The sequence below is a fragment of the Gardnerella sp. KA00127 genome (assembly GCF_049244125.1).
GTDB lineage: Bacteria > Actinomycetota > Actinomycetes > Actinomycetales > Bifidobacteriaceae > Bifidobacterium > Bifidobacterium swidsinskii.
Genome location: NZ_CP058377.1, coordinates 1,338,953 through 1,360,783, shown reverse-complemented (window position 1 = coordinate 1,360,783; position 21,831 = coordinate 1,338,953). Strand labels below are relative to the sequence as shown.

The following is a 21,831-nucleotide window of genomic DNA, read 5'->3' as shown; positions in this document are numbered from 1 at the left end:
TTTCTTTGTAACGCAAAGTATTGCATGTAATGCATCGCAATGTAACGCGTTTGACGCACAGCATCGTAATGTACACATGTAACGCAAAATATTGCATTGCGCACAATGTAACGCATTGCAACACGTAACAAGAAAGGCACATTTTTATGTCAGAAGAAAATTATCAGTCCAACATGCAGTGGCGTGTTGCAGACATCGCAGTTGCTTCCGTAATTGGCGTTGTTTCTGCTTTTATTTATTGGGTTGTTGCCATTTTTAGTGAGGTTCCATGGACTGCGCTAAACAGCATTCTTCCAGGTTTTGCAGGTCTTATTAACGGTCTTTGGCTCTTCGCTGCTCCTTTGGCCGCAGTAATCGTGCGTAAGCCGGGTGCTGCTATTTACGCTGAAGTCGTAGCTGGCGTGCTCGAAGCTTTGATGGGCAATCAGTGGGGTGGTGCTGAAACCTTCGCTATTGCAGTGGTTCAGGGTTTGTTTGCTGAAATTGCGTTCATTATTTTCGCTTACAAGAAGTGGAATTTGAACACAATGATTCTTTCCGGCGCATTGACTGGTATTGGTTGCTGGGGTTACACCTTCCTCGGTAAGTTGCAGGCTGTTAGCGTATTCGGCAAGTATGGTCTTCCATACTTCGCCAGCACAGTGGTTTCCGGAATTGTGTTTGCTGGTGTTTTAATGTGGTTCTTGTATGTGGGAATCGCTAAGACCGGCGCGTTGGATCAGTTTGCGTCCGGTCGCGAAATACGCGAAAAATAGCGAATAGCGTATTAAGAAATAACTAAAATCTATCATTGCCATAAAGGATTTACTATGCCTGATGCTACTCAATCGCAAGAATCTGAAACTTTCCTTCCAACAGATTTAAGTGATCGCAAGAGTATCAGCAACGCTAGTGACGCAAGTAGAGCTAGTGATAACGCTTCTAACGCAAGTAACGCTGAACTTCGTTTTGAAAACTGGGGTTATCGTCATGCTTCCCGTCGCGCTTTTGCTGTGCGCGGGTTGGACCTCACGATTAAGGCGGGGCAGCGCGTGTTGCTGCTTGGTGCATCAGGCATCGGTAAATCCACGATTTTAAGCGGCGCGGCAGGTCTTATTGGCAATGATTTTGTGGCGAAAAATAGCGCAAAATCCCAGCAAACCACTCTCGTCGAAGATGCCGATGGTGGTGTGAGCGAGGGTTGCGTTTTGGTTGACGGCGTGCCGGTTCGACGTGCGCGCGGTCGTGTTGGTTTGGTTTTGCAAGATCCGGATGCACAGGCGATTTTCCAGCGTTTGGGGGATAACGTTGCGTTTGGTCCGGAAAATATGAACGTTCCGCGCAGCGAGATTTGGGATCGCGTGCGCAAAAGTCTTAAAGAAGTTGGGTTGGATGGCTTGCAATTGCATCGCTCAACTTCGCATTTAAGTGGCGGTCAGATGCAGCGTTTGGCGCTTGCTGGCGCGCTCGCTATGCAGCCGAGTGTGCTGCTTTTGGACGAGCCGACTGCGAATTTGGATCCGGATGGCACGCAGCAGATTGTTGGTGCTGTGCGCGCGGTTTTGGATTCGACGCATGCCACGATGGTGCTTGTGGAGCATCACGCGGAACCGTGGATTGACATGATTGACCGCGTGGTTGTGCTTGGGCTTGAGAATGATGAAGCTGCGAACGGAAAAGCTGCGAACAACGAAACCGTTCACGACGACGATATTGCGCGCGCGGCTTCTTCGCGCACGGTGATTGTGGCGGACGGCACGCCAGACGAGGTGTTTAATCGCACCGATTTGGACTTTGAGGATCTGGGTATTTGGCTTCCGGAACGCTACAAGAAAAACGTAAAATCTTCTGCAAATGAATCTTCCGTAAGTAATTCTTCCGCAAATGCAGAATCTTCTGAAAAATATTACGAAAACTGCGATTCAGCAGAAGGCTACGGAGAAGTGCTACTTTCCACGAAGGACCTCGCAATCAGCCATAATAGCGAGCCGATTGCGCGTCACATCAACCTTGAGTTTAAAGCCGGACAGATTACGGCTTTGGTCGGCGCGAACGGTGCTGGAAAATCAACGCTTTCGCTCACTTTGGCTGGTCTTTTGCCGGCAGTAAGCGGCGAGGTTGTGGCGAGTGATGCTCTTACTCAAGGCGCGAATGGTACGGATCCAATGAAGTGGAAGTCGCCTGATTTGGCGAAGCGCATTTCGTACGTTTTTCAGAATCCGGAGCATCAGTTTGCGTGTGGTTCGGTGTTGGATGAGGTTATGTTGGGGCCGCTTCGCACGGGTGTTTCGGCGGATGAGGCGCGCGCGAAGGCTCAGGAGTTGCTGAAGCGATTCCGTCTGGCTCGTTACGCGAAGGCGAATCCGTACACGCTTTCGGGAGGTGAAAAGCGTCGTCTGACTGTGGCGGCGTCGCTTGCTGCGGCTCCGCGTGTGCTGATTTTGGACGAGCCGACTTTTGGGCAGGATCGCAAAACTTGGTTGCAAATTATTCGCTTGATTGCAAGCCTTCGTAGCGAGGGTGTGAGCATTATTGTGGTGACGCACGACCGTGAGCTGGTTGAGGCGTTGGGTGCGCGCTTGGTTGAGCTTGTGCCGGATGTGAAAGCTGAAGCTGCTGAAATGAGTGCTGCTGAAGTGAGTGCTTCCGAAGTGAAATCTTCCGAAGCGCTTTCCGCAACTACCGGCGCAACAGACATTTCGCGTATCAAAGTGAGCGCTGTAAACAATCGCGACGAGGAAGCGAAACTTTCAAGCAAATCGCCGCTTCTCGCGTCAATTAATCCAGTATTTCGCATTTTTGGAGCGTTCGCGGCTTCGATTCCGCTATTTTTTACGCTTGATTGCGTTTCTGCTTCGGTCGCGTTGCTGTTGGAATTTGTGATTTTTGCGTGCATTAAGCTTCCGCCATGGCGTGTGATTCGCCTTTCGTGGCCTGTGTGGGTGGGCGCGCCGACTTCCGCGCTCACTGTGTTGCTATACGGCAAAAGTGGCGGAAATACTTGGTTCCAGTGGTGGCTGATGCATGCTACGGATCGTTCGGCTATGCTGGCTATTGCAACTTCGCTTAGGATTTTGGCGATTGGCGTGCCGTCGATTGTGATGGTGATTGGGCTTGATGCTACGGATTTGGCAGATGCTTTCAGTCAGGTGCTACATTTGCCGGATCGATTCGTGTACGGCGGTTTGGCAGGAATTAGGCTGTTTGGCGTGCTACAGGATGATTGGGCGGCGCTGACTGCGTCGAGGCGTTCGCGCGGTTTGGGTGATGAGCATCGCGTGAGGGCGTTCTTCCCGCAGTCGTTTGCGCTGCTTGTGCTTTCGATTCGACGTTCGACGACGCTCGCTACTGCTATGGAAGCGCGCGGTTTTGGGGGAGTTGGTGCGCGTTCGCACGCTAGGGTGAGTCGTGTGCGTGCGCGCGACTGGTTGATTTTTGCTGTGTGCGCGATTGTGCCGTCGGTTGCTGTTGCGGCTGCGCTTTACTTTGGCACCTTTGCCTTCCTCGGTGGCGCGTGATGACTGTGCGCGCGATTGCGTGCGCAGGCGGCATAAACTGCGCGCGGCTGTAAACTTTCTGCCGTTTCTTCCGGTTCCGCGCTTCTGCTCGCACCTTCTGTCCGCACTCGTGTAAAGTTTTTGCCGGATTAAGGCGTGCAAACGACTTTTCCTTTACACTCGTGTAAAGTTTCTGCCGTTTTTTCGCGCGCGCTGTGCTGCGCTCAAGCAGGTCGTCAGCGCACGCAAAACACAACCGAATTCACAATGAACAACCACACTAACCTGCCCTGCCTGCGTCAATAAAGCCGCAGGCAGACCTCGCTTGCGTTGAAAGCACACTGTGCTTTCAACCCTAAGCAAGCTCGGCGCTCCGAATTGCCTTCGCGCGCGCAATGCTGCGCTCAGGCAGGTCGTCGCGCATCCTCACTAGCGTGTATACTTTCTCGAGTTGCGGGCTTGTAGCTCAGTGGATAGAGCGTCTGCCTCCGGAGCAGAAGGTCGTGGGTTCGAACCCCATTAAGCCCACTTTTGATTTTCTACTTTTGGTCGTGCCTGTCTATTCGTTGCTTTTCGTGTAGTGTTTTGTAGAATATTTGCATATGCGCTGGTGCATTTAAAGAGTCATCGAATGCTATTGGGGTAGTATTCGCAAAAATAAAAGATATTTATCCATAGTTTGGAAAAGGGGAATACATAGTATGGACAATCAATGCGATTCGGATATAAAGAAAACATGTGCAATTAGTAAATTGCCTGTGAAGCTTTCGTCAATAGATCAGATAAAACATCTTAAGAAGCAAGGTATAACTTTTAACAAACAATCTGAAGATTCTGCAATTTCCTACCTTTCAATCTTCTCATATTATTTTGAGACTTGTTCATATAAAAAATTGTTTAGCAAGAGAGTTGGTGGATCTAGGGATGGCCAGTATATTGACTTGGATTTTGATCAATTATGCAAAATAGAGCAGCTTAATAGGATGTTTCAAATACTTTTGCTTCTAATAACTTTAGCTATAGAGCATGAGGCAAAAGTTAAGTTAATGAAAATGTTTACTGAAAATCCTGAAGAAGATGGATACTCCATTGTTGAAGATTACATGTCTAGTCTTTATAACGATGACCGCAAAATACTAATTGCTGAATTAGAACGACTTAAAGATGGGAAATATAGCAGAGAATCGGCGGCAAAGTATACAGGTGGAATGCCAATTTGGGTATTTGTTGAAGGTATTACATTTGGAACATTGTTAAGATTTTATCGTTTTTGCGCAAAAAGATGGGGTAGTAGAGAGATGCAGAAAGAGCATCACTTATTGTGCAGGGTAAAATCCGTGCGTAATGCTTGTGCTCATTCTAATTCAATATTGGATGGAATTACTGAAAAGAGTTTTGACAACGTGCTTTTGCTTGAAGAAGTAAGTAAAGCTATTGAAGCTGTAGGGTTCAATAAGCGTGCGAGGCGATCGAATATGTGTAATGCGAAGATGAAAGAAATAGTGATAACTGCATATATGTATAAGAGATTTTTGTCTAGGAATTATCAATGTGATGAATGCGTGAATGATCAAAAAAGCATTATTAGATACATTGCAGGAGGATTTATAAAAAAGGCATCTGAGTACACAAAAGAGTATGATAAAGCGAGTAAATTTAACTCATTGCTTGCTTTTATTTGTACTGTTATTGACAGTTGGATATGTGAAAGATAGAATTGAAAATGCTTGAAAACCTTAGGGTTTTGGGGGGCGGAAGTGCGAGAGTGCATCTGCCCCGATTTTTTTTTGCGCGCAAACGACTTTTTCTGTACACGGCTGCACAGTTTCTGTCGGATTTTCTTGCTGACGCGACGACCTGCTTTCGCGTTGCACAGTATATATAGCATGGCATATAGTGACGAATCTCACACAGTATATAGCGACGAAGCACACAGAATACAGCAGCGCAGCACACAACACACACAGCATATACCAGCACAGCATATAGCGGTGCGATGCATGCGCTATAACAACATGTAGTACTTTGTGTTGGGAAAGTGGTCGGTTTTTAGACACGCCGAAGACGCGATTTCGTCGTTTTGGCGTCGGAAATTATTCATTATAAATGCGTTTTACAGTAGATTTTTTAGCGATATTCGTGAATTATAGAAATTTTTTATATGCACGAATATAACACGTGTTTTGCTTGAAATCATTCATGGGGGGGGGTATAAATATTAGAGGCTTTTCAGCAACCATGCTTGCATATAGGGCATACAGGTATGTTATACTGACTACCTGTGGTTAGCTCTGTCTATGGCATTTGCAGTAGTGTGCGTACAAGGTTTTAGTACGCTGAGCATTGGCATCGCATGCAGGTTGAGTACGTGAAGTCTTAAAGATTAGAGAGTTGGAATTTGGGATATACTGCGGCTTGTTCAGCAGTTGAGGACCAGGAAGGCGAGAAAATGTTACCAGCAAAGTTCCGTGGATTCGCATCACGCGTGGGTCGTCTTGCGTCGCGCGCTTTGGTCTGGCGTAAGACCAACGAGCGTGATGCCGCCGTTCGTACTTCCAGCACCGCAGTTATTTCTTCCAGCAATGCCAATACTTTTGGCACCGCCAACACTTCTTTCGACAATGCAGTCACTTCCAGCAGCGCAGCTACTTCCGGCAGCGTCACCATCGCTCGCGCAGCACGCCCATCTCGCACTCTTCATCGCGCGCTCTTCGCAATGTTCGTAGCCGCCGCCACCATAGTAACCATGCTCATAGTGCCGCCGGTAAAAGAAGCAAATGCAGCTAATGTTAGTTGGGATTACATTGGTAATGGATATATTTCTCCTAACTCTGTTGCGAGTTGGGATGTATATAGGGATTTCGATGTTCAGCCTCCAGATATAAATACAATAACCGTTAATGGAAAGAAAAAAACAACCATCACTTGGAATGTTCTTTTTAACGCAAATGGATGCAGAATTAAAAAAATAGAAAACCCAAATGTAGATTGTGATGAAAATACTGCTCTACATGCATATGATGGTAGACCTGATTTTTATCTTATTCTTCCAAAAAACATCAAGGATAATAGCATAAGAATTACAAGGTATCGTACAAAATTTGCTGGCTACAGTGGTAGAAGCAAAAAGTTTGTTTGGGAAGAACGAGGCAAAGATCAAATACCAAGCGATTTTAATGGTTATACTAATGCTACGCGCTTACCAGGTGATAGTGATTATGAGAATTTCTGGAAAGCATCTATTGAAAAATGTGGTTTAAATACAGATGCAACATGTGAAGTAGATACATGGCGTCGAGCTGGTAATTTTGGTAGGTTATTTAAATCTTGGGAACAAGATAACGCTGTAGATTCTATTCGCTGGATTGTTACTGCAGAAGTTGAAGAAGGCAGTGACCCTTATAAGTTACCTTTTATGGCAGGTTGGATTTCCTACTATGGAGATAAGCATAAGTTTACAGTTTTTGGTCCGTATGATCATGATGGCGACGGCATACCAGACTTGGAAGAGTTTAAGTATGGTTTAAATCCTAAAAATAATGATGACATCCAATTCCCAGAGAAGTCTAAAAATGACGCTGTTTACGGTGAAGTTACTTCCGTGAAACCGTATATAAATACTGGTGAGTGGGTTGGTGATTCTTATAACGGCGATTTTAAATATTATAAGGACATGCCAAATCATGGGGGCAGAACTACGTCTGAGATGATTCCAACTGATGCTGGAATAGAATTTACGTTTAAAAAGAATGAAATTGGAAATCATGAGATACTTCCGGATGGTGTTACTAAGACTAATAATCCTAATAATATGCAGCCTGGTCAAGCATATATTAACCCAAAAACAGGCGAAGTTAAGTATAGTCCTAAGGCTTCTGATAGAAACAAAACTATACATTTTGATGTTCAAATAAACTATCCTGATCCTAAACCTAACAATTGTAAAATGAACAATTCAATTGTGAAGGTCAAAGGCGTTGATATACACGTTGTTTCGCAGGCGTCCCGGTATAACCCTTACTATGACGATACTACAGTAAAAGCTGGTGAAGAAAAGAATTCTCCAAATCCAAAAGACAGGGGAGGGAAGAAATTCCCATCTGGCACTAAGTTTAAGGCAGAAATTTATAATAAGTATCAAAATCCACCAACTTGGGCAAAGATTAATAACGAGTCCACTGGTGTTGTCACTTTCCACCCAAATAAGTGGGTTCCTGCTTCTAAAACTGGTCAGCCTGAGAAGAGACCTGTAGTTGTGCATTATCCTGATGGTTCAACTTCGAAGGATAAAGATTCTGGTAATCATGGTGATCCAGTTAATGCTCCAGTGTATGTAACAAGAGATAACCCTGGCACTGGTGACTTGCAGCTCCATATTCATAAGAACCAAAATGGTCAAGAGATTGACTACAACGATGGATTCGTATTCCGCAAGAATCGTGAAGTTAAGCCACAACCATGGATAGATTCTTGGTCAGTGCAGGAACCTGGCGATATTACTATTCGCTCTGTGTGTGCTGATACTACAAATCCTCTGAATCTTAAGTTTTATCTTAACGGTATTAATGGAATAACAATAAATGGTGAAAAACCGTGGCCTCATGCTACTGATGAGGAACAAGAAAAGTGCCGAAATGGTCAGGGCTGTGCAGCAAACAAATTATTTGATAGCACAGGCAGAACCATGGAGCGTACGCGTGGTAGCATCACAGGAAAGCCACTAAAGGTTGGCAATTACCAGTGCACTGTGTATGCTTTGAAGCCTAAAGCTTTGAAGAAATTTGAGGATGCTGCTAAAAAGAACAAAGATATTGAAAAGCAAACCGGTTCTCCTACCAATATCATTAATCCGGATACCTTCAAGGGTTTAAGAGAAGATATTGATTATACATCTAGGACTGTGCCAATTAAGGTTCACTCCGACGCGCATTATTATAACCCTCAATACGATAAGGTATATGTGCAGGCTGGTGGTAAGTCTAAAGAATCGGCTGCTCCAGTAAGCCATTCTGGTGCTAACGGCGTGAAAGGTAATGACAAGAGTCAACAGGAGCTTGTGCAGAATGGTACTAGGTTGCCAAAAGGCACTTGGTTTGAGCTAAGAACCTATCCTAAAGATAATGAACATGTTCTTACATGGTATAAATTTGTCAATAAGCAAAGTAACAAGAAATCAGGCAAGGATGAGCCTGAAGATAGTACTACTGACGCTAGATATGGCAAAGTTACTTTTTCTCCAGAAAAAACTGTAATGCTTGGTGAATATTTTGCTCCTGTAATTGTGCATTATCCAGATGGTTCCACTTCTGAAGATCCGGATTCTGGTAATCTTGGCAAGCCTGTATATGCGCCTGTAGAGGTAACTAGTCAACCGATCCAAAAAAATGATTTAAAGCTCAATGTTTATTCGCAATATGGCGGAAGACGAATTGAAAACAATGATAAAAATGGTATGCGTTTCCGTAAAGATGAAGTGTTAGGCGACGCTACTGGTAACACTAAGCCAATGTTCTTTGACTCATGGTCAAGTGCTAAGCAAGGAAAAATTTATCAGCGCATGCTTTGCTATAAAAAGAATCCACAAACTGGTAAACCTGAAAGCTATGAGATTGATGGTATTAATGGTCTGACACTTGCCGGTCGAAAAGGTAATACTACAAGCGGTGAATTTATTGATAAACAACCATCACAATGGACAAGAGCTACTGAAAAGAATAAGTATGAATGTACGGTTCGTGGTAAAAACTGCAACCGTAACCTTTACTTATACGGTGATGAGCATGATACCGTAGAGCGCACTTGGGGTTGGTTACATGGCAAGGTTAAGGAAAATGGCGACTTTGTGTGCACTGTGTACGCTATTAAAGACCTTGAAAATAAAGATGGTAAGCATGGTGATTTACAAAATAAGTTTGATAAAGCTGTAAATGACTTTGTAAAGAAACCTGCTGATCGCAAGTTTGAAGAGGTTATTAAATCAGTCTTAACAGATAAGCCGGGTAGTGAAGATAGTCCTCAAGAAGCCACTCAAAGGCATATCGATTGGGATTCGGTAACCTTCCCAATTCATGTGCATAGTGATGCTCACTACTACAACCCAGAGTATAAGACTATTAGCATGGAGGCTGGTACCAAACAAGCCACTGAGGTGCCTAAGAGCAAGAAGAATGCCAACGATGCTAATACGTTGCAAGACGATGTGCGCGAAGGTGATCTACCGGACGGAACTTGGTTTAAGTTTAAGAAATCTTTAAGCTACACATTCTTTGAGGATGATCAAGATAATAAAGCTGACTCTGGTGATTCAGCTAAGAATGGCACGGGTCAGTTTGGCAAGGTGACGTTCCGACCGCACAAGTGGTTCCCTGTTGGTTCTGACAAAGTGCAGGTTATTGTGCACTATCCGGACGGTTCTACTTCTGAAGATAAGGACTCTGGTAATCTTGGTAAACCTATTTATGCGAAGGTAGACATTACGCGATCGCATGATGAGGATGCTGGTAATTTACGGCTGAATGTTGGCGATCGTGAAGGTAGCGGCGACTGGAATGATACTACCATCAAACTCACTAAGGGCGAGGAACTTAGTACTTCTAAAAAGACGACCCGTTGGCTTGATTCATGGTCCAAGTATAAGCCTGGAAAAATCAATTTGCGCACAATTTGCAATAAGATTAATTCAGACGGCACTAAGTCTCACTACCAGTCGGGCGGTATTGCCGGCATTAAGATGCAAGATGTAAAGATTTGGGATCATACTGAAGATGCGTCAGCGCAGAAAGCTTGCGAGAAGGATGCAAGTCAGTGCCACCCTGATAGGCAGCTGTACGACGATTACATTGCAAATGGTAACTCAAAAGATACCACTGAGCGTACTCGTGGGTGGATTAAAGGCAAGGCTAACGAATCCGGCGACTACGAGTGCGTAGTTTACGCGATTAAAGCAAAACAGTTTAAGAATGACAATAACGATTTGCTTGCTAGATTCGATGCAGCTGTTGGCGCACTTAACAAAGATGCAAGTAAGAATAACACTGATCCTTTGAAAGATTTCAAGTGGAAGCTTGATGGTAATAACGGCAACAAAAACGCGGTTAAAGGTGTTGACTACGCGTATCGCGCAATACCAATCCACATTCACAACGACAACCACTTCTACAACCCGAAGTATGTTGATGTGAGCGTTACGGCTGGTCAAAAGGTTGAGAATGCTGTGCCGCAAAGCGTTAAGAGAGCTAACGGTGCGGATAAATACCAGGATGCTGTGAAGGCTGGTGCGCTTCCGGACGGAACTTGGTTTGAGTTTAAGGATGCTACTCACGGATTTGAAGTAAATAATGACGGTACTGCTGGAAACAAGGTGTCTTTAGACTGGTCGTATTGGGCTTCTGGCAATGCTGCCGATAAAACTGGTGAGCAAAGCAATAAGCCTGACAATCCTTCCAAGCAAAAGAAGGGCAAGCACAGTTCCAAGGATGACGGCACTCGCTACGGCAAAGTGACCTTCCACCCAGATCAATCTGTTGCTCCTAAAGCGTACTTGAAAGAGATTGTCATCCATTACCCGGATGGCTCCACTTCGGACGACTCGGATTCTGGTAACAACGGCAAGCCTGTGTATGCGAAAGTTACAGTTGGAGACCTCAGTGGAGCTGAGAAGGATCTTAAGATGACATTGCTCAGATCTCAAGACGCTGATCCTGTTCATGACACGCTTGGTAGTGGTAATTCTCTTACCGTTATGAGCGGCACGAGCCTTACTAAGAATCCGTATGTGCTCGCGTGGAGCTTGAAGGATCGTAGCAATATTTCATTGCGTATGATGTGTGCTAAGCAAGGCGAGCAAAAGTGGAGTCGCGGGCTTGACGATACGCTCAATATGCACCTGAACCAGAATTATGGCGAAAGTGTAAAGCCGTGGGCTTTTGCAAATGCTGATCAGCGAAAGTCTTGCAGTCAAGACAGTAAGAATTGCACGGCTAACTTGCTGTATGGCTTTACGAAGGATAAAGATCCGAACAGCATAGAAAGTGCTGTGTCTCGCAGTGAAGACGATATTGCTGGCGTACCTCAAAAGGCTGGAAATTACACGTGCGCTGTGTTTGCGTTGAAGCCGAATGCGCTGACGGTGTTTAATAACACTGTTAATGGAAGTCTTATTGAAGGTAACAAGTATTCGTCTACAAATATGCAAACAACTCAGCTTGCCGGCGTAACCGTTGGAAAAGACTGGAACAGAATTGCTGTTAATGTGACCGTGATCGATCCGCCTAAATTCGCTCTGCCAAAGACCGGCGGAATGAACTGGAACGTGCTGCTTGGTGCGTTTGCTGTGATTGGCACGGGCGTGATGGCGGCTGGGTTCTTCCTTGAGCAAACCAAGTGGGGGCGCGCGATGCTCGAGGCGTTGCTGCGTAAGACACTGCTTAAAGATTTTATTTGCAAAACTGCCAAAAAGCTTCGCGCTTTAAGGCGACGTAGCGAAAGGTGGCGATGCTGATGAAAATTTTCTGCAGCTTAAAAACTGCAGTATCAACGTTCCATGTGCTGGCAATGGCATTACGCGTTACGTAGTGATGGTACACAGTGACGGTAATTATGCCGACATATGGTTCGTATTTAATCTTGCTGCGCGCGGCGCAAATCGTAGCCGCCGACAGAGTTCATGCGGCTTTGCGATGACTCCGCCGACCGTGCGCAACACAAAATAAAACAATAAACGTATTTTCCTCAAAACCTGCCCACAAGGGCACTAAAAATAAGGAGAAGAAAGTGAATAAATTCACTAAACAATGCGTGGCGGCATTCGCCTCGCTCGCAATGGCTGGCACGCTGTGCGTCGCCGGCGCCGTGGTGGCAAACAACGTAGCATTTGCTACGGGTGCTACAGCAGCTGAAAAAGCCCCATGGAATCTTGGCAATGAAGCTACCACCAAGAAGGGTTCCATTACCATCAAGAAGTATAAGGACGAAGTTGATGATCACGGTGCTCAAAAGAAGTCTACGCCTATTAATGGTGCAGAATTTAAGATTACAAAAGTGCTAAAAATTGATAGTACAGCTATTGATCTTAAAAAACGTGATGATTGGGTAGCTATTGCTGCAGTAGTTAAAAAACTTAACGAGCATAAAGAAACTGAAGCTAAGATTACCTTAGGAACAGATGCTTCTAGCAGCCAAACTAAAACAACTGGTCACGACGGTCAGAAAAATGGTGAAGTACAATTCAATAATCTTGAACTTGGATTATACAAGGTCGAAGAAACGAAGGCTGCTGAAGGTTATTCAAATGATGTAGCACCATTTTATGTGACTGTCCCTCAAATTACCCGCGAAAATACAGAAGTAAATAATACCTACACTTATGATGTTGTTGTAGAACCGAAGAACGCTTACATTAAGGATAGTGTTACTAAAACAGCAGACACTACTAAGATGGTTGGTGCTGGAGATGAAATCACATACACTATTAAAGCTAAGTTGAATAAGACGAAAGCTACTAATGGCAATAAGGATCTCACTGAAAAAGATCTTCAGGACTTTGCTATTTATGATGATGTTTTAACTTCAGCATACAAAACTGTTAATCAAAGTGTTATTGCTGAAGTAAAAATCAATGGTGAAAATGCTGCAATGACTAAAGATCAGGACTACACCGTTTCTGAAGAATCTGGAACTGCTAACAATGGCATTAATACTGATCGCAAGCGCATTAAGGTTACATTTAAGAAGGGTGTTACTAATAAAGGCCTTCAAGCTATTGCAACAAAAGCAAATGCTCTTGATTCAAAACCGGTAGAAATTGATGTTACTGTAAAACTTCAATTAGTATCAGACTTGAGTAATTTTGTCGGTAAAAACAAAGTTCTTGAAAACAAGTCTGGCTTTATTCCTGGTCACGGTGATGGTATTCAACCAAAGCCAACTCCTGGTGGCAGTGCAACAACTGAATTCCGTAAGTTCCACATTAAGAAAGTCGATGCAACTGATAAGACAAAGGTTCTTAATAAGGCTCAATTCAAGGCATTCGCAGATAAAAAGGAAGCTGAGAAGTGTGCTGCTGACCCAACTGCTGCTGATGCTTGCGCTAAAGCAATGACTGGTTTTGCTGATACTGCTCCACAAACTAATACCGAGGCTACTATCACTACAACTGGTGTTAACCAGGGTAATAGTGGTGTGACTAAAGATTATGTTGCTAAGGTTACGGACCAGAATAGCAAGATTTATCTTGTTGAGATTAAGGCTCCAGAAGGATACACTCGTTCTGATAAAGTTCATGAAGTTTCTTTGACTTCTGGCGATACTGCTCAGGAGATTGAGATTGTGAATATTCCAGATAATAAGGGTGGCTTCTGGTTCAACCTTCCAAAGACTGGTGCTGCAGGCGTGATTATCTTCGCTCTTGCTGGCATGTGCTTGGTTGCTGTTGGTATGTTCATCTTCTTGCGCAATCGCAAGAAGGATGAAGAGCAGCAGGCTGCCTGATTGTAATTGGTGACTGCTGAGAAAAAAATCAGCAGTCACTGCTACATGAATGTAAATATCTGTTTGCATGGCATAAATATTGGAGCTGGGTGCGACTTGTTGCTCCCGGCTCTATATTTGTACGCTTTAATTGAACTAACTAGCGAGCGCAAAATAAATAAATCGTAAATCAAATCTAAATCCAACGAAAAACCCACGAAACGAGGAAGCATGAAATTAAACGACGCTGTTGCTAAAGTATATGCTTTCCTCAACAAAATCTCCCAAAATAAGCTTTTCAAAAACCAAACAAACGCAACCCAAACTAACGAAACCAACTTAACCGAAACCAACTTAACCGAATCAAACGCAACCGAAAATAACGCAACTCAAGCCCACGCAACCGAAGCAAAATCCGCCGAAAGTAATCAAAAATCTAAGCAAAAAACCAATCGAAAATCTAAGCTCCGCCGCATCGTCGAGCCAATCGCATTCGTGTTGGCAGGCATTTTGTGCTTCAGTTACCCTGTTGTTTCAACACTTTGGAACAATCGCGTGTCGAAGGAAATTTCTAACGCGTACGACAAGTATAACCACGATCAGGCTGGTGATGTGCGCCGCGCTCACATTCGCGCAGCGAAGCTTTACAATAAAAGTCGCAAGAATATGCTTACCACGGATCCGTATGGTCCGGATGGTCAAAAAGACGTAACTAACACGCCTGAATACAAGCGTTATCTTAAGGCACTTGAGGAGCCTATGGGCATTATCGGCATCGTAAAAATTCCGAAAATTGGCGTAAAACTTCCTATTTATCACGGCAGTTCACAGGAAGTTTTAGCGCACGGCGCTGGTCATTTGTACGGCACGGATTTGCCGGTTGGTGGCAAGAACCGCCACACAGTTATTACCGCGCACACAGGTCTTGCGGATGCAACCATGTTCGACGATTTGGTGAATTTGAAGAAGGGTGACTATTTCTACCTCGACGTGCAAGGCGAAACTTTGCGATACAAAGTGTTCCGCATCAGCGTGGTTGAGCCACACGATATTAGTTTGTTACAGCGCGAAAAGGGGCGCGACTTGGCGACGCTGCTAACGTGTACTCCGTATGGTGTGAACTCGCATAGGCTTTTGGTGACGGGGTATCGTGTGCTGCCGGACCCCGTGAAGCCGCCGAATGACCACATGCAATGGCCGCTTTGGATGACGCTATTCGTGATTGCAATGGCGTTCTCATTGATTATTTTGTCCATGATGATTGCCGCGGCAACGTCTAAGCGATGGCGGCAGCTCGACATTCGCGGCAAGCATTTGCTGGTACTTTCGCGCAAGATGCTGCGTAAGTTGCGTCGCGAGTAGCGCAAGAGTAGGCGAGTAGCGTGACGACTATATACAGCGAGCGCGTTACTGCGCGCGTTTGGAGCGTCGCACAACGCTAATCCCTCCAAATGTGAGATAACGCTCGCACTATAAGTGCTCGCTTACGAAACTCGCGTTGGAAGTCCACTGTACTTCCAACTTGAGCGAGTTTCCGCTCCGAGTCGCTTTCGCGCGCGCTGTGCTGCGCTCAAGCATGTCGTCGCGCCTGCGTTTGGAGTGCTAAAGTAGCGCAAACCCTCCAAACGTGAGATAACGTTCGCGCGAGCGTAAAATTTAGGTCAGTTGCGCATATCGTCGGTTGGCTGAAAAATTTACGGTTTATATTGCGCAACGCACTAACATTAGTTGGTAAATCAACAATATTTTTTTAAAAAATATTGCCACAATGCAAGGTTGTTGAAAAATTCTGTAAATTATATGTTAACTACAGATTTTTTACATGTTACTTGTGGAAAAGTGTTTGCGAGGAAATGGCGTAATTTAGCCATTTTTTCTATCCTAAATACAAATTTTTCAAATTTTATTTGCTAAATTAACAAGTTAAAAAAATTTTTTCTCTTTAAACAAGTGCTAGAGTATATGAAAAATATTTTGTTGCACTTGCAAAAATACACCATTATTTGCTGTTTGCATGGGGGGGGGTATATCTCTTATGCGATATTTAGCGGAAACGATTCAAACCAGCGTAACAAAAATATTTACACCCGCATGAAAAATTTTGGCAGCCAGTATGAAAGATTTTGGCAGCTGGCATGAGTTTGTGATAGCTAGAACCGAAATTTTTCCGGGATAACAACCACCATTTTGAAGGAGAGTATGTTTATGAAGTTCAAACGAACGTCATATCTGACTCGTTTAGCAGCATTAGGCGTGGCTGCGGCGGCGCTTATGGTACCGCTTGGTACAGCAAATGCTAAAGACAATAGTGCTGAGAACAATAATCTCGCACAAGTTGTAAATCAAAAGAATAAGAATAAGAAGAATAAAACTACTAAATATCTTGATCCTAAGATTGTTAGCAGAATAGTTAATAATCCATTTAATAGGACTGGTACTTCTAATAAGCCTGTTACTGTTATCGTTACTTTGAAGAAACAGCCAAAACTTCCTTCGAAACAAGCTGAAGACAGTAATAAAGTTGACCAGAATCGTCTTATTGGAAAATGGTCTTCAAAATATGGCATGACAGTACGTCGCCAATTTGGTTACCTGATGAATGGTTTTGAAGCAACATTACCAGCTAAGAAAGTTGCGGCTTTACGTCATGAACATGAAGTAGCTTCTGTTGCAAAAGAACGTTTGTATTATCCTCTTGAAAATTATGCTCGCGGTTTGCAGGGTGTAAATGAAGAATTTAAGAAGCGTGGACTTGATGGAACTGGGATGCTTGTGGCTATTATCGATACGGGCATCGATCCAAGTCACCATGATATGAAGCTTGATTTCAAAGCTGAAAAAGCTCGTAAGATTAAGGACACATTCCCGTCTAATGGTGTAAAGTTCACTAATAAAGTTCCTGCTGGATTCAACTATGCTGATGAAAACTACACTATTACAGATAGTGGTGCAGAGCAGCATGGCATGCACGTAGCTGGTATTGTGGCAGCTAATGGTGATGATGAGAATAAGCCAGCTGATAAAAACGGTCATATTAACGGCATTGCTCCAAATGCTCAGTTACTTGCAATGAAAGTATTTTCAAATAAGCCGGGAGCGCACGGAGCTCGTGATGCTGATATAGTTGCTGCAATTGAGGATTCTGTAAAGCTTCATGCGGACGTTATTAACATGTCTCTCGGCTCAGATAACGGTTTTGGTGGAACTTCTAATGCTACATCTCTCGCTTTAAAGAAGGCTCGCGAAGCTGGTGTGCTTCCAGTTATTTCTGCAGGAAACTCCGGTTTAAGCTTCTCTACATCTGGAGGAACTAATGATGCATTAGGAAAGTGGGATGATGCAACTCTTGGTTCACCGTCTTCTTATCCTTCTGCTTTCAGCGTTGCTTCTGTAGAAAATTCTTATATTATTCAAACCGCTGGTTCATATACGGATAAAGCTAATAAAACAACTGAGATTCCTTACTCTATAGCCTCAGGAAAAGCTGATGGTAAAGAACATGAGATTGTGAATATCGGTCTTGGCAAAAAAGATGAAGTTAAGGATTTGGATCTTCATGGAAAGTACGCTTTAGTTGAACGTGGCGCAATAGCATTTAGTGAAAAATTCCAGAATGCTATTGATAAGGGTGCTGATGGTGTAATCGTTTATAACAAAGCTGGCGATTCGGCACAGTTCCTTGGCATGGCTGGAGTTGATAAGTTCACATGCTTTGGAGCATCAATTCGTCGTGAAGATGCTTTAAAGATTGTTGATGCACTCAAAGCTAATGCAAGTGGTACAGTTAAGGTTTCCTTCTCTGATAAGACAATGGGCATTGCAAATCCTGATAAGTTGCATCCTTCTAGCTTTACTTCTTGGGGTCCAACGCCAGAACTTGATTTTAAGCCTCATATTGCTGGCATCGGCGGTAACGTGTGGTCTACTCAGAACAACAACAAGTACACTAATATGTCTGGTACTTCTATGGCTGCTCCAAACGTTTCCGGTCTTTCAGCTTTGGTGATGGAAAGCTATAAGAAGCGCTTCCCTGAGCTTTCTGCTAAAGATCGTGCTACTCGTGTTGAACAAGCCTTGATGAATACGGCTGAGATTCTCAATAATTCCAGCAATGTACCATTTGCTCCTCGTCAAATCGGCGCTGGATTAGCTCAGGTTGATAAAGCTGTTGCTACTAACGTGATTGCAACAGTCAATGGCAATTCGTACGTGGCTCTACGCCAGGTTAATGGAGATCGTAAGTTCACTGTTAAACTGCATAATTATGGAGATAAGGCTGTAACTTATGAAGTTCCTAAACAAAATGTTGTTAATGAATCTAATAATGCTAATGCAGAAACGACTACCTCTATTAGCTCAGAAACATTAGCTTCTTCGACTAATACGGTTACAGTAGATCCTAAGTCAGAAAAGGAAGTAGAGTTTACATTAACTCCAGACGTGACTCGCGACCATTATGTTGAAGGTTGGGCGCGTTTTACTTCAAAGACCTCTGGGGAACCAGATTTGGCTGTTCCATATCTTGGCTTTGTTGGCAATTGGGATAAGGAACCAATTCTTGTAAAGCCTGGTGAAGAGTATCTTAAAAATGCAATTAATATGACTACTTCGCTTATTGCTGAAAGTTATTTTGGTGATGTGCAAGTTAATGATGAAGCTCCTGATCATTTAGAATTTTCTCCAAATGGTGATGAGTTATTTGATAAGATACGACCATCACTAGCATTATTCCGTAATGCAAGTCTAATACAGTATTCTGTTTTGGATAATTCTGGTAAGACTGTTGCAGAAGTAGGAGAGGAACATGACGTTTCTCGTTCTAATTTCTCAGAATTATTACGCGATCCAAGAGCATTAAATAGTTCTGTTGAATTTGATGGAACTATTTATGATAAGACATCTACTGATATCGCGCATTGGAATAAGAAGCTTCCTGATGGCAAATATATTTATCGAGTAAAAGCTTGCTTGACTAAGGATATGTGCCAGACGACTGATATGCATTTTAACCTTGATACTAAAGCTCCAACCGTTACAATTAGCGAACCTGATAAAGATGGTGAAATTACCATTACAGCTCATGATGAGTTAAGTGAAACATTGAGTGAACCAGGTGTAAGAGTTAATGGTAACAGTGATTATATCAAGGTTGATGAGAAGGACTGCAGTGAAACTCATGACGCAAATGGCTATACTCGCACTTGCAAAGTTAATGTAGGTAAGGATGCTTATTACGTCAATGTCAGTTTGCATGATGGAGGTTTCAATGAAACCAATACTTCCAAAGTGTTTAAGGGATTTGCTAATAAAAAGATTCTCATAAATAATGAGGTTAATCTTAAGAATATTGGCATTAAGGATGTCACTGCTAAAAAAGATAACGGTGTTGATAAATACAGCATCGAAATCTCTGGACGTATTGCTGATGGTTGCAAGGATGTGAAAGCTTATGTTCAATCAGGAACTGAAGCAGAAGAAGAATTAGCTGTTAAGACAGATGATTCTGAATTTAGCTTTACTGCTCCTATTAAATCAGGTGCTAATACAATAAAAGTTAAGGCAAAAGGTTCTGATAATAAAGAAGTGGTTGAAACTCTTGTAACTAATTTCGACGAAAATGCACCAACAATTAAACTAACTAATGCAGATAGTAACGGGAATGTAACAATTGACCAAAATGGTGCAGTAGAAGTTAAAGGTGAAGTTAAGGACGATACTACTCCAAAGCAGAAGCTCACGCTTACTGTTAAGTATAGTAAGGATGAGGTTGTTGGCGGTGAAGTCCAGACTGAACAAGTGGAAGAGCCTGTAAATGTTGCTACTGATGGCTCATTTACTGTAAAAGTTACTCCATCTGCTAGTACATATTCAGTTACCTTGGTTGCTAGTGATGGAGTTAACACAGCTACTCAGAATGTAGGTTTTGCTAATCGCGTTATACCAACAAAGCCAAAGCTTTATAATATTTCACTGAGTAATGCTAACGGCTTAGAATCATACAACTGGATTGTTCCTGGAAATAGTGGTACTTCGCTCAATTCATTTACTGCAAAAGGCAAAGTAAGTAACAAAGCTACAGAAATGCTATTTACAAAAGCTAATCGAGTTAAAGATGATGGTTCGGGGTATGAGGATTTTGATCCTATAGCTGCAACAATCACTAAGTCCACTAATGCAAATGCTGATTCTACATTCACGGTAACTCTGCCAATGCATCCTGGAATAAATGACTTTAGGATGATTGTCAAAGAGGGAAGTGATGTGGTATTAGACACTCCAGTTGCTTTCTACTTCGACAGACAGGCTCCAGAAGTAATGTTTAGTACTCCAAAGTTGTATGGCGGCAGAATATTTACTAATAATGACACTGTGAAATTCAAGGGTGTTATTAGTGATGATTTTGCTGGCTATACTCTTAAGATTAATAATCTTATTGCTTCAGACAACTTCAGTACTGATTCTAAAGGCAAAGAAACTAATGCTCAGAGCTTCGATAGAGATGTTGAAGTTAAAAATGGAGAGTTTGTATTAATCCAAGCCATCGATCAGATGTCTAGCGCACTGTATGGTCGTGCTCCTGTTGTTGTTGATAAGGATGCTCCTTCTGTGACACTTGGAATAAAGGACAATGATCATGTTGAAGCAAATCGTAAGATTTCTGTAACAGCTAAAGATGATCATTTGAAGTTATTGCGAGTGAAGATTGATGGTAAAGAAGTAAATCATGCAAGTAATGGTCTTAAAGAAACGGATATTAAGCTGAGTAAGAATAATCCTTACGATGCTACTTTTGCCGATCTGAAAGATCTGAAGGATCCGCTGAAGGTAGATGTTGATTTCAATTCACTTTCTGCCGGAAAGCACTTAATCACAGTTGAAGCTGTTGATTATGCTGGTAACGTTGCAACGAAGAATACTTCCGCAGAATTCGTCGTTGAAAAGAAGTCGAATGATGGTCATGGGAACGATCATGGTTCCTCCTCTGTAACTGTCAATCCTCCTTCCGTCTCAACTCCAGCACCTAAAGCTCCTGAATCTATCGCAAAGCTAGATCAGTCACTTAAGGGAATCCTTGTTGCTGGTGAACATATGAATGATGTTGTTCGTGCTGGTAAGAGCAATCCTGTGAAGTTGTATTTCGCTGGCATGGATGCTCCTGCTAAGGGTGATGCTGGCTCTAAGTCTCACAAGACTAAGGTCTCTTCTGCCATGAGCAAGTTCATCAAGGAACTTAAGAAAAACAAGGTTGCTTACGCTTATGCTTACATGTATTCTTCGCCTGTGTTATTGAAGGGCGCAGATGGATCTAAGTATGTGAAAGTAACTTTGGATAAGAATGGTCAACCTCAGTTTAATGTTGTGATTCCAGCTGGCTACTTCGGTAAGCATACGATTGTTTTGCTTAACGATAAAGGTGAGCAGCTTGCTTGGGCTAACGTGTGGGTTATTGCTGAGAATGCTACAGCGTCCGATGAAACAGATGCAGAGATTAACCTGAAGTATTCGGAGCTTCATTCTGGTACTGGATTCGGCAACGGATTAGGTGCTGGTTCTGGATTTGGCACATTTACTGGCACTACTTACGTTGGTACAGACGGAAATGCCTCCAGCGAAAGTGGCAACGCAGGTGCTGCGAATGCTAACGCTGCTGCAAAGCAGAAGGCTGCTGAAAAGGAGCAGGCTGCCGCTAAGTCTGCCGCCAAGAAGATGACTTCTGACTTGGCGATGACTGGCAGCAGTGTGATTGGCATGATTGTGACGTTTATGGTGCTGCTTGCAAGCGGTGCTGTAACGTTTAAAACTCGCCGCCATCATGCGCATGTAAGCAAGTAAATAAACAAAATAAGTAAATAAATAAACAAAAATAAATAAACAAAGAGCACTTTCA

General features: G+C 43.3%; 7 protein-coding genes and 1 tRNA gene. All 8 read left to right on the top strand.

Going from position 1 to position 21,831, the window contains the following annotated elements:
• The first annotated feature begins 146 nt into the window (after positions 1-146).
• The 8 genes from HXT48_RS05460 (at position 147) to HXT48_RS05425 (ending at position 21,776) form a co-directional block, all read left to right on the top strand.
• Complete coding sequence (locus HXT48_RS05460; protein ID WP_004105192.1) at positions 147-755, top strand: ECF transporter S component; 609 nt, start codon at positions 147-149, stop codon at positions 753-755.
• Positions 756-809: 54 nt separating this feature from the next.
• Positions 810-3,497, top strand: a complete 2,688-nt coding sequence (locus HXT48_RS05455; protein ID WP_421793024.1) for an ATP-binding cassette domain-containing protein — start codon at positions 810-812, stop codon at positions 3,495-3,497.
• Between the two features lie 434 nt (positions 3,498-3,931).
• A tRNA-Arg gene (locus HXT48_RS05450) sits at positions 3,932-4,004 on the top strand.
• A gap of 173 nt (positions 4,005-4,177) precedes the next feature.
• On the top strand, positions 4,178-5,191 hold the full coding sequence (locus HXT48_RS05445) for an Abi family protein (protein ID WP_004110605.1): 1,014 nt from the start codon (positions 4,178-4,180) through the stop codon (positions 5,189-5,191).
• A gap of 734 nt (positions 5,192-5,925) precedes the next feature.
• Positions 5,926-11,976 carry a Rib/alpha-like domain-containing protein gene (locus HXT48_RS05440; RefSeq protein WP_421793023.1) on the top strand — a complete coding sequence of 2,017 codons (6,051 nt, stop codon included), beginning with the start codon at positions 5,926-5,928 and terminating at the stop codon, positions 11,974-11,976.
• Positions 11,977-12,248: 272 nt separating this feature from the next.
• Entirely contained in the window at positions 12,249-13,964 is a 1,716-nt protein-coding gene (locus HXT48_RS05435) for a SpaH/EbpB family LPXTG-anchored major pilin (RefSeq protein ID WP_116773798.1), read from the top strand.
• A 210-nt stretch (positions 13,965-14,174) separates the two neighbouring features.
• Entirely contained in the window at positions 14,175-15,305 is a 1,131-nt protein-coding gene (locus HXT48_RS05430; RefSeq protein WP_415685081.1) for a class C sortase, read from the top strand.
• Positions 15,306-16,148: 843 nt separating this feature from the next.
• Positions 16,149-21,776: a S8 family serine peptidase gene (locus HXT48_RS05425; protein ID WP_102704509.1), complete on the top strand. Its 5,628-nt coding sequence runs from the start codon at positions 16,149-16,151 to the stop codon at positions 21,774-21,776.
• Positions 21,777-21,831 lie beyond the last annotated feature (55 nt).

Excerpts from the sequence above, each read along its gene's own strand:
- HXT48_RS05455 (WP_421793024.1), top strand. The coding sequence starts at position 810 with ATGCCTGATGCTACTCAATCGCAAGAATCTGAAACTTTCCTTCCAACA.
- HXT48_RS05425 (WP_102704509.1), top strand. The coding sequence starts at position 16,149 with ATGAAGTTCAAACGAACGTCATATCTGACTCGTTTAGCAGCATTAGGC.
- HXT48_RS05440 (WP_421793023.1), top strand. The coding sequence starts at position 5,926 with ATGTTACCAGCAAAGTTCCGTGGATTCGCATCACGCGTGGGTCGTCTT.
- HXT48_RS05445 (WP_004110605.1), top strand. The coding sequence starts at position 4,178 with ATGGACAATCAATGCGATTCGGATATAAAGAAAACATGTGCAATTAGT.
- HXT48_RS05460 (WP_004105192.1), top strand. The coding sequence starts at position 147 with ATGTCAGAAGAAAATTATCAGTCCAACATGCAGTGGCGTGTTGCAGAC.
- HXT48_RS05430 (WP_415685081.1), top strand. The coding sequence starts at position 14,175 with ATGAAATTAAACGACGCTGTTGCTAAAGTATATGCTTTCCTCAACAAA.